General features: G+C 72.5%; 13 protein-coding genes and 1 riboswitch. Of the genes, 9 read left to right on the forward strand and 4 right to left on the reverse strand.

Going from position 1 to position 12,494, the window contains the following annotated elements; translation table 11 throughout:
• Nucleotide 1 precedes the first annotated feature (1 nt).
• Nucleotides 2-529, reverse strand: coding sequence for an MmcQ/YjbR family DNA-binding protein (locus Van01_RS13145; RefSeq protein WP_239099048.1), 528 nt, complete (start codon nt 527-529; stop codon nt 2-4).
• Between Van01_RS13145 and Van01_RS13150 the strand changes: the two genes are divergently transcribed.
• The gene (locus Van01_RS13150; RefSeq protein ID WP_373306250.1) at nt 528-1,625 is read left to right on the forward strand and encodes an alpha-hydroxy acid oxidase; all 1,098 of its coding nucleotides are present in this window, start codon (nt 528-530) and stop codon (nt 1,623-1,625) included. The two genes, Van01_RS13145 and Van01_RS13150, sit on opposite strands and share 2 nt — an antisense overlap.
• An 85-nt stretch (nt 1,626-1,710) precedes the next feature.
• Nucleotides 1,711-1,971 (forward strand): hypothetical protein, encoded by a 261-nt coding sequence (locus tag Van01_RS13155; protein ID WP_093402670.1) that lies wholly within the window; start codon nt 1,711-1,713, stop codon nt 1,969-1,971.
• A gap of 48 nt (nt 1,972-2,019) precedes the next feature.
• Here Van01_RS13155 and Van01_RS13160 read toward each other — a convergent pair whose 3' ends face one another.
• Nucleotides 2,020-3,456 (reverse strand): glycine hydroxymethyltransferase, encoded by a 1,437-nt coding sequence (locus Van01_RS13160; protein ID WP_204006470.1) that lies wholly within the window; start codon nt 3,454-3,456, stop codon nt 2,020-2,022.
• An 18-nt stretch (nt 3,457-3,474) separates the two neighbouring features.
• A riboswitch (ZMP/ZTP riboswitch) is annotated at nt 3,475-3,565 on the reverse strand.
• Nucleotides 3,566-3,653: 88 nt separating this feature from the next.
• Here Van01_RS13160 and Van01_RS13165 point away from each other — a divergent pair.
• Both Van01_RS13165 and Van01_RS13170 read left to right on the forward strand, forming a co-directional pair.
• Nucleotides 3,654-4,523 carry a metallophosphoesterase family protein gene (locus Van01_RS13165; RefSeq protein ID WP_204006472.1) on the forward strand — a complete coding sequence of 290 codons (870 nt, stop codon included), beginning with the start codon at nt 3,654-3,656 and terminating at the stop codon, nt 4,521-4,523.
• A 61-nt stretch (nt 4,524-4,584) separates the two neighbouring features.
• Nucleotides 4,585-5,556 carry a DNA polymerase domain-containing protein gene (locus Van01_RS13170; protein WP_204006473.1) on the forward strand — a complete coding sequence of 324 codons (972 nt, stop codon included), beginning with the start codon at nt 4,585-4,587 and terminating at the stop codon, nt 5,554-5,556.
• A 4-nt stretch (nt 5,557-5,560) separates the two neighbouring features.
• On the opposite strand, the gene Van01_RS13175 is transcribed toward Van01_RS13170, so the two are convergent.
• The gene (locus tag Van01_RS13175) at nt 5,561-6,067 is read right to left on the reverse strand and encodes an Lrp/AsnC family transcriptional regulator (RefSeq protein WP_204006475.1); all 507 of its coding nucleotides are present in this window, start codon (nt 6,065-6,067) and stop codon (nt 5,561-5,563) included.
• A gap of 104 nt (nt 6,068-6,171) precedes the next feature.
• Between Van01_RS13175 and pdhA the strand changes: the two genes are divergently transcribed.
• The 5 genes from pdhA to Van01_RS13200 all read left to right on the forward strand — a co-directional run bounded on the left by pdhA (nt 6,172) and on the right by Van01_RS13200 (nt 11,874).
• Nucleotides 6,172-7,338 (forward strand): pyruvate dehydrogenase (acetyl-transferring) E1 component subunit alpha, encoded by a 1,167-nt coding sequence (gene pdhA / locus Van01_RS13180; protein ID WP_204006477.1) that lies wholly within the window; start codon nt 6,172-6,174, stop codon nt 7,336-7,338.
• Nucleotides 7,338-8,354, forward strand: coding sequence for an alpha-ketoacid dehydrogenase subunit beta (locus tag Van01_RS13185; protein ID WP_204006479.1), 1,017 nt, complete (start codon nt 7,338-7,340; stop codon nt 8,352-8,354). The genes pdhA and Van01_RS13185 overlap by 1 nt, the downstream gene beginning before the upstream one ends.
• Entirely contained in the window at nt 8,351-9,760 is a 1,410-nt protein-coding gene (locus tag Van01_RS13190) for a dihydrolipoamide acetyltransferase family protein (protein WP_239099049.1), read from the forward strand. Before Van01_RS13185 ends, Van01_RS13190 begins: the two co-directional genes overlap by 4 nt.
• Before the next feature lie 291 nt (nt 9,761-10,051).
• Complete coding sequence (locus Van01_RS13195; protein WP_204006481.1) at nt 10,052-11,311, forward strand: L,D-transpeptidase; 1,260 nt, start codon at nt 10,052-10,054, stop codon at nt 11,309-11,311.
• Between the two features lie 212 nt (nt 11,312-11,523).
• Nucleotides 11,524-11,874 (forward strand): STAS domain-containing protein, encoded by a 351-nt coding sequence (locus tag Van01_RS13200; RefSeq protein WP_204006483.1) that lies wholly within the window; start codon nt 11,524-11,526, stop codon nt 11,872-11,874.
• Nucleotides 11,875-11,975: 101 nt separating this feature from the next.
• Here Van01_RS13200 and Van01_RS13205 read toward each other — a convergent pair whose 3' ends face one another.
• Complete coding sequence (locus tag Van01_RS13205) at nt 11,976-12,356, reverse strand: FKBP-type peptidyl-prolyl cis-trans isomerase (RefSeq protein WP_099846250.1); 381 nt, start codon at nt 12,354-12,356, stop codon at nt 11,976-11,978.
• Nucleotides 12,357-12,494: the final 138 nt, after the last annotated feature.

Genomic DNA, 12,494 nt, shown 5'->3' on the forward strand with positions numbered 1-12,494 from the left:
GTCACCCGCCCGCTTCGGGTGGCGCCGTCTGCGCCTGGTACGCCGTGGCGAGGCGCTTCGGGGCGCGGGCGTACCAGGCCTCCACGATCAGCTCGGTCAGTTCGGGAAGGTCGATCCGGTCCAGCCGGACCAGCACCGAGGGGTAGCCGTCGAAGTGCGGCGTGGTGAAGAAGAGCCCGGGGTCGTCGGCGAGCAACGCCTCCTTGACGCCGAGGTCCGCCACCCGTACCCCGAGGATGGGGCCGTCCGGCGCGGCCGATCCGAGCTCCTGGAGCTCCTTGCCGCGCAGCGGGCGTTCCCAGACGAACGGCTTGTCCTTCACCCGCCAGGCGGCCACTCCGTCATAGGAGGGCCGTTCGCTGGTCTCCGGCAGGCCCAGCGCGATCCGGCGTACGTCGTCCCAACTGGCCACCTCCCGACGGTACGCCAGGCGACGCGCGTGAGGGGCCCCACCGGGCCGCCCGATCACTTGTGCGTTGCGGGGCGCGTACTGGCGTGGCGGTCGCCGGTCGGCGATGGTGGACCGCATGCAGCTCACCTCCGGTCCGCCCCCGGCCTGTCTGGCCGACTTCGCCGGCCTGGCCCGGACGGCGCTGCCGCCGCAGGTCTGGGACTACGTGGACGGTGGCAGCGGCGCGGAGGTGACCCTCGGTGGGAACCGCCGCGCGCTGGACCGGGTCGCTGTGTTGCCGAGGGTGCTGACCGGGGTGAGCACCCCGACACTGCGGACCCGGATGCTCGGCCGGGAGCACGCGATGCCGGTGGCGGTGGCGCCGATGGCGTACCAACGGCTGGTGCACCCCGACGGCGAGCTGGCGCTGGCCGCCGCGGCCCGCGCCGCCGACGTGCCGTACCTGGCCAGCATCCTCGGCAGCACACCTATCGAGCAGGTCACCGCCACCGGCGCCGAGGTCTGGTTCCAGCTGTACTGGCTGCGTCACCGTTCGTTGGTGACCGACCTGCTGGCGCGGGTGCGCGCCGCAGGTTGCCGGGCGCTCGTGGTGACTGTGGACGTGCCGGTGCTCGGCCGGCGACTCCGGGACCTGCGCAACGCCTTCCGACTGCCGCCGGAGCTGGTCCCGGCGAACCTGCCGGGTGGCCGCGACGACCTGGCCCACGGCGGTACGCCGGGCGTCACCCCGGTGTCCGCGTCGCACGATGCGCCCTTCGCGCCGGCCCTGAGCTGGGCCGACCTGCGGTGGCTCCGGCAGCGGTGCGACCTGCCGCTTGTCGTCAAGGGCATCCTGGACCCGGCCGACGCCGTGCGGGCCGTCGACGTCGGCGTGCAGGCGGTGATCGTGTCCAACCACGGTGGCCGCCAGCTCGACGGGGTCCCGGCCAGCGCCACCATGCTGCCCGAGGTGGTGGCGGCCGTCGGCGACCGCTGCGAGGTGCTGCTGGACAGTGGGATCCGCAGTGGTGTCGACGTGCTGCGCGCGTTGGCGATGGGCGCCGACGGCGTCCTGGTCGGTCGGCCGATGCTCTGGGCGCTGGCGGTCGGTGGGCGACCGGCGGCCGGCACCGCGCTGTCCCTGCTCGCCGACGAGCTGCGCGACGCGTTGGCGCTGGCCGGGTGCGCCGACCCGGCGACCGCCCGCGAGCTGCGCACGGTCTCGGTGGACTGACAGGTACCGGCACGGCGACTCATCGCGTTCACCGGTTCGCAACCTGTTACCGCCACCCTGCCCTCGTCCTGGGTGGACGGTCATAATGGGCGACATGGTTGCCTGGGAGTACGCCCTGCTGGTCCGCCGCTACCAGGGGCAGGGCCGCAATTTTCATGTCTCGTTCGTCTGGTACGGCCCGGACGGGTCCCGCAAGGACATCACGGCGTACGGCGACACCGCCATCGCGCACCTCAACCGGGCCGGACGGGACGGTTGGGAACTCGTCTCCGCCGCCGAGGACGTGAACAACGTGCAGGGCAGCACCGAGGTGCACCGCTACCACCTCAAACGTCCGATCGCCTGAGGCCGGGATCGCGCCGGGCCGGGGTGTCCCGGCCCGGCGCGTCCGTGGTCAGCCCAGCTCGACGTCCGGGTAGAGCGGGAAACCGGTGAGCAACTCGCTGGCCTGGCGGCTGACCTTGTCCGCGAGGGCCGGGTCCAGGACGTACTTCGCCTTTGACGTCGTACCGTCCGGGCCGACCCCGGCGCTGGTCTGGCTGAGCACGGTGTGGATCAGCTCGGCGGTGGTGTCCATCTCCGCCGTGCCGAGCCCTCGGGTGGTCAGCGCGGGGGTGCCGATCCGGATGCCGGAGGTGTACCAGGCGCCGTTCGGGTCCTGCGGGACCGCGTTGCGGTTGGTGACGATGCCCGAGTCCAGCAGCGCCTGCTCGGCCTGCCGGCCGGTCAGCCCGTAGCCGGTCACGTCGATGAGCACCAGATGGTTGTCGGTGCCGCCGGTGACCAGCCTGGCCCCCCGGCGCAGCAGGCCCTCGGCCAGCGCCTGAGCGTTGTCGACGACCTGCCGGGCGTAGTCGGCGAAGTCGGGCCGGCGGGCCTCGGCCAGGGCCACGGCCTTGGCGGCCATCACGTGCGGCAGCGGGCCGCCGAGCACCATCGGGCAGCCCCGGTCGACCTGGTCGGCCAGCTCCGGGCCGCACAGCACCAGGCCGCCGCGCGGACCACGCAGCGACTTGTGGGTGGTGGTGGTGACGATGTGCGCGTGCGGCACCGGGTCGAAGTCGCCGGTGAAGACCCGGCCGGCCACCAGACCCGCGAAGTGCGCCATGTCCACCATGAAGGTGGCACCTACCGAGTCGGCGATCTCCCGCATGATCCGGAAATTGACCTTGCGGGGGTACGCCGAGTAGCCGGCGACGAGCACCAGCGGGCGGAACTCCCGAGCGGTCTCGGCGACCTTGTCGTAGTCGACCAGGCCGGTGGCCGGGTCGGTGCCGTAGCTGCGCTGGTCGAACATCTTGCCGGAGATGTTCGGCCGGAAACCGTGGGTGAGGTGCCCACCGGCGTCCAGCGACATGCCGAGCATCCGCTGGTCGCCCAGCTCGCGCCGGAGCGCGAACCAGTCCGCCTCGGTCAGGTCGTTGACGTGGCGCGCCTGTGCCCGCTTCAGCGCCGGGGCCTCCACCCGGTCGGCCAGGATCGCCCAGAACGCCACCAGGTTGGCGTCGATGCCCGAGTGCGGCTGCACGTACGCGTGGGTCGCGCCGAACAACTCCCGGGCGTGCTCGGCGGCGAGCGCCTCGACGGTGTCCACGTTCTGGCAGCCGGCGTAGAAGCGCCGCCCGATGGTGCCCTCGGCGTACTTGTCGCTGAACCAGTTGCCCATGGCCAGCAACGTCGCCGGGGAGGCGTAGTTCTCGCTGGCGATCAGCTTGAGCGACTCACGCTGGTCGGCCAGCTCCGCGCCGATCGCGTCGGCGACCCGTGGCTCGACACCACGGATCACCTCGAGAGCGCTGCGGAAGGCTGTGGATTCGGCGTTGCGCGGCATGCGACCTCCAGGTGACGTGCGGAAGGCCCAGGCGCTCGGCATGCGTCCTCGTGACGGGGCCGCTCCCCGATGGTTATCCATCTCCAATGCGCCAGTCACGGCCCGAGGGGATCCTACCGGGTACGCGGTCGGGGACGGGCCGCAGCGCCGCCGGGCGCGGTCGGGCGAACCTCGGCCCACCTCACTACGATCGACGCATGGCGGGGACGGACGGTGCTGGCAGTCTCCTGGCCATCAGCGACCTGCACGTGGGGCATCCGGAGAACCGGACGATCGTCGAAGGGCTGCGCCCACGGACACCCGCGGACTGGTTGCTCGTCGCCGGTGACGTGGGCGACACCGTCGCCGACGTGGCCTGGGCGCTGCGGCTGCTGGCCGGCCGGTTCGCCCGGGTCGTCTGGTCGCCGGGCAACCACGAGCTGTGGACCCCTCCCGGCGACCCGGTGACGGTGCGGGGCGTGTCGCGCTACGCACACCTGGTCGAGATGTGCCGTGACCTCGGTGTGGTCACCCCCGAGGACCCGTACCCGGTGTGGGTCGGGCCTGGCGGCCCGGTGACGGTGGCGCCGCTGTTCCTGCTCTACGACCACAGCTGGCGGCCGGAGGGCTTCGACACGCCAGAGGCGGCGCTGGCCGAGGCGTACCGGACCGGGATCGTCTGCACCGACGAGTTCCTGCTGCACCCCGACCCGTACCCGAGCCGGTCGGCGTGGTGCGCGGCCCGGGTGGCCGAGACCGCCCGCCGGCTCGCCGAGCGTGATCCGGCGCTGCCGACCGTGTTGATGAACCACTGGCCGCTGGTCCGGGACGTGACGCGCGTCCTGCGGTACCCGATCTTCGCCCAGTGGTGCGGTACCGAGGCCACCGCCGACTGGCACGTACGCTTCGACGCCGCCGCTGTGGTCTACGGCCACCTGCACATTCCGCGCACCACCTGGCACGACGGGGTGCGGTTCGAGGAGGTGTCGGTGGGCTACCCACGGGAGTGGCGGCCTCGTGGCGTACCCCCGGGCCGGTTGCGGCAGATCCTGCCCGCACCCGACGGGGTGGCCCCGACGCCCTGGTGACGACGCCCGACGTTCGTCGCGGCCCGGCGGCGAGAGCTGGCCGCGTCGTACTCTCGCAGGTGTGGCGACGGCGGCGGAGGAGATCCAGGTGGGGCGGCGGACGGTCCGCGTCTCCAGCCCGGACAAGCCGTACTTCCCCGAGCGGGGGCTGACGAAGCTGGACGTGGTGCGCTACTTCCTCGCCGTCGGTGACGGCATCCTGCGCGCGTTGCGGGACCGGCCGACAATGCTGGAACGGTGGCCCCGCGGCGTGTTCGAGGGCGCGACGATCGCCACCCGGGCGGACAACCGGGGTGACGCGTTCTACCAGAAGCGGGTGCCGGCCGGTGCGCCCGACTGGGTGAGCACCGCCCACATCACCTTCCCCAGCGGACGTACCGCCGACGAGGTCGCCCCGGCGGAGCTGGCCGTGGTGATCTGGGCGGTGAACCTGGGCACCCTGCGCTTCCATCCGTGGCCGGTGAGCAAGGCGGACGTGGAGCGGCCGGACCAGCTACGCATCGACCTGGATCCGTTACCCGGCGTCGGGTTCGACCAGGTGGTGCCGGTGGCCCACGAGGTGCGCGCCCTCCTCGACGAGCTGGGTCTGGTCGGCTACCCCAAGACCACCGGCGGGCGGGGCCTGCACGTCTACGTGTCGATCGAGCCCCGGTGGAGCTTCGGCGACTGCCGCCGCGCGGTGCTGGCGCTCGGGCGGGAGATGCAGCGGCGACGGCCGGACCTGGTCACCACCACCTGGTGGCGGGAGCAACGGGACCGGCCGGTCTTCGTCGACTACAACCAGATGGCCCGCGACCACACCATGACCTCGGCGTACTCGATCCGGCCGACGCCTGCCGCGCTGGTCTCCGCCCCGCTGGACTGGGCAGAACTGGACGACGCCCGACCGGAGGACTTCGACGTCACCACCATGCCGGTCCGGTTCGCCGACCGGGGCGATCCGCACGCCGGCCTGGACGAACGCCGTTTCTCGCTGACGCCCCTGCTGGAGCTGGCCGACCGGGAGGGCCTGGAGCCGCCGGACGAGCGCTGAGCGGTCAGGCCCACGGGCTGCGCACCCCGTCGTACTCCTCGAAGACCAGCCAGCTGCGGGTGGCGAGCACCCCGGCGATGCGCTGCACCCGGTCCAGCACCACGTCCCGCAGGGTGGCGTTGTCCGGTGCCCGGACCAGCGCGAGCACGTCGTGCTCGCCGCTGAGCAGCGCCACATGTTCGACGTAGCGCACCCGGGCCAGCTCCGCCGACACCTCCCGCCAGGTGTTCTGCCTGATCGTCAGGGCGATGTACGCCGAGGTGCCGAGACCGGCCGCCTCCGGGGCGACCCGCGCGGCGAACCCGGTGACGACTCCGTCGCGCAGCAGCCGTTCCACCCGGGCGTACGCGTTGGTCCGCGAGACGTGCACCCGTTCGGCGAGGGTCCGGATGGAGAGCCGACCGTCCCGGGTCAGCTCGTCGAGGATGCGCCGGTCCACCTCGTCGAGCGGGACTGCCGAACGTCCCGTTCCGCCCCGCCGGTCCGCCTCCCCGGCGGCCTCCTGGCTCATCGTGGCCCCCTCCGGATGCCATTCATCCCGCGTTCACCGGGCATGTTGAGTCAATCATCCAACAGCAGGAGCATAGGGCCACCACACGTCCAGGAGGTTCCGCCGTGACCACGACCCCCCAGGCGGCCCGCAGGGCATCCCCGCGTACGCGGCGGTCGGCCACCCCGACCGCGCCCGATCCCGCCGCCGGCCTGCTGCCACAGAGCGAGCCGGTCCGGCTGCTCAACCCGGACGGCACCCTGCTGCCGGCCCGCGCGGACTACCCCGAGCCGCCCGTCGAGGCGCTGCGGGAGATGTACCGGCGGATGGTCGTCGGCCGGCGCTTCGACACGCAGGCCACCGCGCTGACCAAGCAGGGCCGGCTGGCCGTCTACCCGTCCTCCCGGGGCCAGGAGGCATGCCAGGTCGGCGGCGTCCTGGCCCTGCGCGACGACGACTGGGTCTTCCCGACCTACCGGGAGTCGATGGCGCTCACCGCCCGGGGCATCGACCCGGTCGAGGTGCTGACGCTGCTGCGGGGCGACTGGCACTGCGGGTACGACCCGGCGCAGCGCCGCACCGCGCCGCAGTGCACCCCCCTCGCGACCCAGTGCGTGCACGCCGCCGGGCTGGCCTACGGGGAGTCGTACCAGGGACGCGACACGGTGGCCATGGTCTACATCGGCGACGGTGCGACGAGCGAGGGCGACTTCCACGAGGGGGTCAACTTCGCCGCCGTGTTCAAGGCCCCCGTCGTCTACTTCGTGCAGAACAACAGGTACGCCATCAGCGTCCCGCTGTCCCGGCAGACCGCCGCCCCGTCGCTGGCCCACAAGGGCGTCGGCTACGGCATCCCCAGCGAGCAGGTCGACGGCAACGACCCGATGGCCGTGCTCGCCGTGCTCACCCGGGCCGTTACGCACGCCCGCGCCGGGAAGGGACCGTTCCTGGTCGAGGCGCACACCTACCGGATGGAGCCGCACACCAACGCCGACGACGCCTCGCGCTACCGGGACGCCGACGAGGTCGAGGCGTGGCGCGACCGTGACCCGCTCGCCCGGTTGGAGACCTACCTGCGCGGCCGGGACGTGCTCGACGACACGGTCGTCGCCGAGATCGCCGAGCAGGCCGAGACGTACGCGGCCCAGCTGCGCGACCGGATGAACACCCAGCCGACCGTCGACCCGCTCAGCCTCTTCGACCACGTCTACGCCGAACCCACGGCGCAGTTGGTGGAACAGCGGGAGCAGGTGCGCGCCGAACTGGCCGCGGCAGCGGAGGAGGACGCCTGATGGCCACCATGACCATGGCGAAGGCGCTCAACGCCGCACTCGCCGACGCGATGCTCGACGACGAGCGGGTGCTCGTCTTCGGCGAGGACGTCGGCCAGCTCGGCGGCGTCTTCCGGATCACCGACGGGTTGCAGGCCCGCTTCGGCGACAAGCGCTGCTTCGACACCCCCCTCGCCGAGGCCGGCATCGTCGGCTTCGCCGTCGGACTGGCCATGTCCGGGCTGCGCCCGGTGGTCGAGATGCAGTTCGACGCGTTCGCGTACCCGGCGTTCGAGCAGATCGCCTCGCACGTGGCGAAGCTGCGCAACCGCACCCGGGGCGCGCTCAGCGTGCCGATGGTGATCCGGGTGCCGTACGCCGGCGGCATCGGCGGCGTGGAGCACCACTGCGACAGCTCCGAGGCGTACTACGCGCACACCCCCGGGCTGAAGGTGGTCACCCCGGCGACCGTCGACGACGCGTACTCGCTGTTGCGAGAGGCGATCGACGACCCCGACCCGGTGGTGTTCATGGAGCCGAAGAAGCTCTACTTCGCCGGTGCCGAGACCGCGTTGCCGACCCGGACCGAGCCGTTCGGCCGGGCGGTCGTCCGCCGGGCCGGACGCGACGCCACACTCGTCGCGTACGGGCCGGCGGTCCCGGTCGCGCTGGAGGCCGCCGAGGCCGCCCGCGAGGAGGGCTGGGACCTGGAGGTGGTCGACGTACGCACCATCGTGCCGTTCGACGACGCCACCATCGCCGCCTCGGTGCGGCGTACCGGGCGGTGCGTGGTGGTGCAGGAGGCACAGGGCTTCGCCGGGGTCGGCGCGGAGATCGCCGCCCGGGTGCAGGAGCGCTGCTTCCACGCGCTGCACGCCCCGGTGCTGCGGGTCTCCGGGTTGGACATCCCGTACCCGGCGCCGATGCTCGAACACACCCACCTGCCGTCGGTCGACCGGGTCCTGGACGCGGTGGCCCGGTTGCAGTGGGACGACCAGCCCGACCGGCGCTGGCTGACCGAGAGCGGTGTGGCGTGACCGAGAAGGTTTTCCTCCTACCCGACCTGGGTGAAGGGCTCGCCGAGGCGGAGATCGTGCAGTGGCGGGTCGCGGTAGGCGACACGGTCACCGTGGACCAGACGGTGGTGGAGGTCGAAACCGCGAAGGCGGTCGTCGACGTGCCCTGCCCGTACGCCGGCCGGGTCGTCGCCCTGCACGGCGCCGAGGGTGAGGTACGCCCGGTGGGCCAGCCCCTGATCACCGTCGCGGAACCGGTCACCGGTCGCGTCGACGGCGGTGATCCGCCCGGGCACGCGGTCTACCGCGAGGAGGAGCGGGCCGGATCGGGAAACGTCCTGATCGGGTACGGCACCGGACACGGCGGTGCCCGCCGCCGTCGGCGGCCCCGGCTCGCGGTGGCCACCTCCGCAACCGAGCTGGACGGCGCGCCGACGGTCCCGCCAGCGGCGGGGACGGCCGCCCGGGAGTCCGGCCCGCCCGGAGCGGCCCAGCCCCTGGTCATCTCGCCGATCGTGCGGCGGCTGGCCCGGGAACGTGGGGTGGACCTGGCGTCGGTACGCGGCAGCGGCCCGGGCGGTGTGATCCGCCGGGCCGACGTGGAGGCGGCGGCCGGCGACGTCACCGGGGTGCCCGCAGACGGGAACGGGACCGCCCGGCTCACCGCGGTGCCCGACCTGCCGGCGGTCCCGGCCGGGCACCCGAGCTCGGTCGACCCGGCTGCCGCCGGTGCCCAGGATCTGGTCATCCCCCTGACCGGCATTCGCCGGTCGATCGCGGACAAGCTGTCGCGCAGCCGGCGGGAGATTCCCGAGGTGACCATCTGGGTCGACGCTGACGCCACCGCACTGCTGGAGACCCGGGCCGCGATCAACGCCGCCCGCCCGGACGGTCAGGTGAGCGTCCTGGCCCTGCTCGCCCGGATCTGTCTGTCCGGACTGCGCCGGTACCCGCAGCTCAACGCGCGGGTCGACACCGAGGGGCAGCGGATCATCCAGTCCGCCGGAGTGCATCTGGGTATCGCCGCCCAGACCGACAGGGGTCTGGTGGTGCCGGTGCTGCGTGACGCCCAGCGGCTCAGCACCACCGAACTCGCGGCCGAACTCGCCGCCACCACCGCCGCGGCCCGGGCTGGCGAACTGCCGCCGGCCCGGCTCACCGGGGGCACCTTCACGCTCAACAACTACGGGGTGTTCGGCGTCGACGGCTCGACGCCGATCATCAATCACCCGGAGGCGGCGCTGCTCGGCATCGGCCGCATCGTGGACAAGCCCTGGGTCGTGGACGGTCAGCTCGCGGTCCGGAAAGTAGCCCAGCTGAGCCTCACCTTCGACCACCGGGTCTGCGACGGTGGCGTGGCCGGCGGTTTCCTGCGGCACGTGGCGGACTGCGTCGAGCAGCCCGCACTGCTGATCGCCACGGTCTGACGGGGTCGCGTCGATCGAGGGATCCGGCGTCCGGTCCTCCCCGGCCGTCGTGCCCCTCGATCGACGCTCGCAGGGTGCGGTGAACCTGGCTCAGTGGTACTCGGCCGGACATAGCGCCACGCCCGGTCGAGATCGCCCGTAGCGTCGTCGCAGGCATTTTCCGTTCGCCCCGGTGCGATTACGGAAAAGGTTCTTCATGCAATGTCCCCACTCTTGGTCGAAACCGCGAAAACGTCGGCACCGGGCTAGGGAGAATGTGCGGAGGAAGCGGCGATAACGGGGGGACGCATCATGATGTTGAGGCGGCGACTGACGCTGTTGGCGGTGAGCGTCGCAGCGGCACCGCTGGCGCTGGGCGCGTGCACCAGCGACCGTAGGCCCGGGCAATCCGCCGAGGCGAAAGCCAACCCGGAACTGGTCGTGACACCGGCCGAGGGCACCCGCGACGTGCCCGTCACCGGGGAGATCGGCACCGTGGTCAAGCACGGGCGGGTCACCGGCGTGCGGATCACCGACGACAAGGGCGCGACGGTCGCCGCGGAGCCGCGTGAGGACGGTACCGGCTGGGTGCCCAGCCGGACCCTGGAGCCGAAGCGGACGTACACCGCGGAGGTCACCGCCACCGGCGACTCCGGAAAGACGGTCACCCGCAGGACGAGCTTCACGACCCGACCCAAATCTTCCAAACCTGCCGTCGTCAGCACGCTGTATTTCGCCGGTGATCGGACGTACGGCACGGCGATGCCGGTAACCGTTGCTTTCGACCCGCCAATTCCCAAAGAGGCGCGGGCGGATGTACAGCGCCGATTGTTCGTGAGGACGGATCCGCCGCAGCCGGGCACCTGGTCCTGGGTGTCCGACGGCAGTCAGGTCTATTACCGGGCGCCCGATTTCTGGCGGCCGGGTACGACGATCAAGGTCCGGTCCGCGCTTGAGGGGTTGCCGATCGGCAAGGAGAACGTCGGTGACGCCGACCGGCGGGCCACCTCGAAGATCGGTCGGCAGGTCGAGCTGGAGATCGACAACGCGACCAAGCAGATGTCGGTGATCCGGGACGGCAAGTTGCTGCGCAAGCTGCCGGTCAGCCTCGGCAAGCCGAGCACGCCCACCTCCAGCGGCAAGATGGTGATCATGGAAAAGCACGAGTTCACCACCTTCGACACGCGGGGCTCGGCCGATCCGTACGTGGTCGACGTCGAGGATGCGCAGCGACTCACCTGGGGCGGCGAGTTCATCCACGGTGCCCCCTGGTCGGAGGGGGATCAGGGCTACACGAACGTCTCGCACGGCTGCACCAACCTGTCGGCGTCCAACGCGGACTGGCTGATGGGCGTCACCCAGGTCGGCGACCTGGTGACGGTCAAGGGCACCGAGGTCGAGCTGAACGAGGGCAACGGCTGGACGGCGTGGAACGTCAGCTGGGAGCAGTTCGCCAAGGGCAGCGCGTTGCCGGTGCCCCCCGGTCTGCGGCCCACGCCGACCCAGCCGCCGGACCCCGGGGCGGTGGCCGGCGGGTCACCCGAACCGCAGCCGTCGGCGAGCGGCGGCTGACCAGGCGTACCCGCCGGGCCACCCGTCAGGGGTGGCCCGGCGCCTCGTCGCGGTGCTCGCGCCTCGTCGCGGTGCTCAAAGGGTCGGTAGGCCGGGGGCGGGGGATCGTCCCTAGGGTGGACCCGACCGGCCTGCGGGTCATGCCCTGGGCTTACCCGGAACCCGCCTTCCAGCAGGGTGGAAGTGTCGGTGGCGGGGGATAGGTTCGTCGTATGCGAGAGCGCGAGGAGCGGTTCCACGTCGAGACCAACGTGTCCGACGACGCGGTGTGCGTTCGCGTGGTCGGTGTGATCGACATCGCCACGGTCGCGACGTTCCGCGCCGCTCTCTGGGCGGCCCCCGCCCGCACCGAGCTGCGGGTGGATCTCTCCGAGGTCCGGCTGCTCTCCGCGGCCGGGGTGCGCACGCTCGTCGCGGCCCGGCTCTGGGTGCGGTCGCAGGGCGGCGACCTCGTGCTTGTCGACCCGCCGCCGGTGGTGGAGCGGGTGCTGCGGGCCACCGGTCTGCGGCGGGTCATCCCGGTCGTCGGCATCACGCCGCAGCGGGTGCTCGCCGGGGTCTGACCGGTCCCCGCCGGCACCTGTGTCACCGGCCGGCGGTGCGACCGGGTGGTGCCGACGACGCGTCCGGCGCCGGGCACGGGGCCGGCGCCGGACGCGCGAGGTCAGCTCACGCCGAGCAGGTCGACCACGAAGACCAGGGTCTCGTTGGGCTTGATGACCCCACCCGCGCCCCGGCTGCCGTACCCGAGGTGCGGCGGGATGGTCAGCCGGCGCCGACCGCCGACCCGCATCCCCACCACGCCCTGGTCCCAGCCGGCGATGACCCGACCGCCGCCGAGCGGGAAGTCGAACGGCTCGCCCCGGTTCCAGGAGGCGTCGAACTCGGCGCCGGTGGAGTGCGACACCCCGACGTAGTGCACCCGGGCCACCTGCCCGGCCTGGGCCTCCGGGCCCTCGCCCACGGTGATGTCCTCGATCACGAGGTCGGCCGGCGGGGCGCCCTCGATCGGACCGATCTCGGGCTTGCTCGCTGCCTGGTTCATGCGGATTCTCCTGGTGCGTCGGTTCCGGTCAGCACAATCCTGCCGGATGCTACGGCCCGGCGCGCCCCGTGGACCGATGTGGGCCACAGGTGACCGAGCGCGCCGGACGCGGTGCGGCGGGCGTCACCGGTAGGTGAC

It is taken from the genome of Micromonospora andamanensis (genome assembly GCF_016863495.1).
In the GTDB taxonomy this organism is placed as follows: Bacteria; Actinomycetota; Actinomycetes; order Mycobacteriales; family Micromonosporaceae; genus Micromonospora; species Micromonospora andamanensis.

Excerpts from the sequence above, each read along its gene's own strand:
- Van01_RS13150 (WP_373306250.1), top strand. The coding sequence starts at position 528 with ATGCAGCTCACCTCCGGTCCGCCCCCGGCCTGTCTGGCCGACTTCGCC.
- Van01_RS13145 (WP_239099048.1), bottom strand. The coding sequence starts at position 529 with ATGCGGTCCACCATCGCCGACCGGCGACCGCCACGCCAGTACGCGCCC.
- Van01_RS13155 (WP_093402670.1), top strand. The coding sequence starts at position 1,711 with ATGGGCGACATGGTTGCCTGGGAGTACGCCCTGCTGGTCCGCCGCTAC.
- Van01_RS13160 (WP_204006470.1), bottom strand. The coding sequence starts at position 3,456 with ATGCCGCGCAACGCCGAATCCACAGCCTTCCGCAGCGCTCTCGAGGTG.
- Van01_RS13165 (WP_204006472.1), top strand. The coding sequence starts at position 3,654 with ATGGCGGGGACGGACGGTGCTGGCAGTCTCCTGGCCATCAGCGACCTG.
- Van01_RS13175 (WP_204006475.1), bottom strand. The coding sequence starts at position 6,067 with ATGAGCCAGGAGGCCGCCGGGGAGGCGGACCGGCGGGGCGGAACGGGA.
- Van01_RS13185 (WP_204006479.1), top strand. The coding sequence starts at position 7,338 with ATGGCCACCATGACCATGGCGAAGGCGCTCAACGCCGCACTCGCCGAC.
- Van01_RS13195 (WP_204006481.1), top strand. The coding sequence starts at position 10,052 with ATGATGTTGAGGCGGCGACTGACGCTGTTGGCGGTGAGCGTCGCAGCG.
- Van01_RS13200 (WP_204006483.1), top strand. The coding sequence starts at position 11,524 with ATGCGAGAGCGCGAGGAGCGGTTCCACGTCGAGACCAACGTGTCCGAC.
- Van01_RS13205 (WP_099846250.1), bottom strand. The coding sequence starts at position 12,356 with ATGAACCAGGCAGCGAGCAAGCCCGAGATCGGTCCGATCGAGGGCGCC.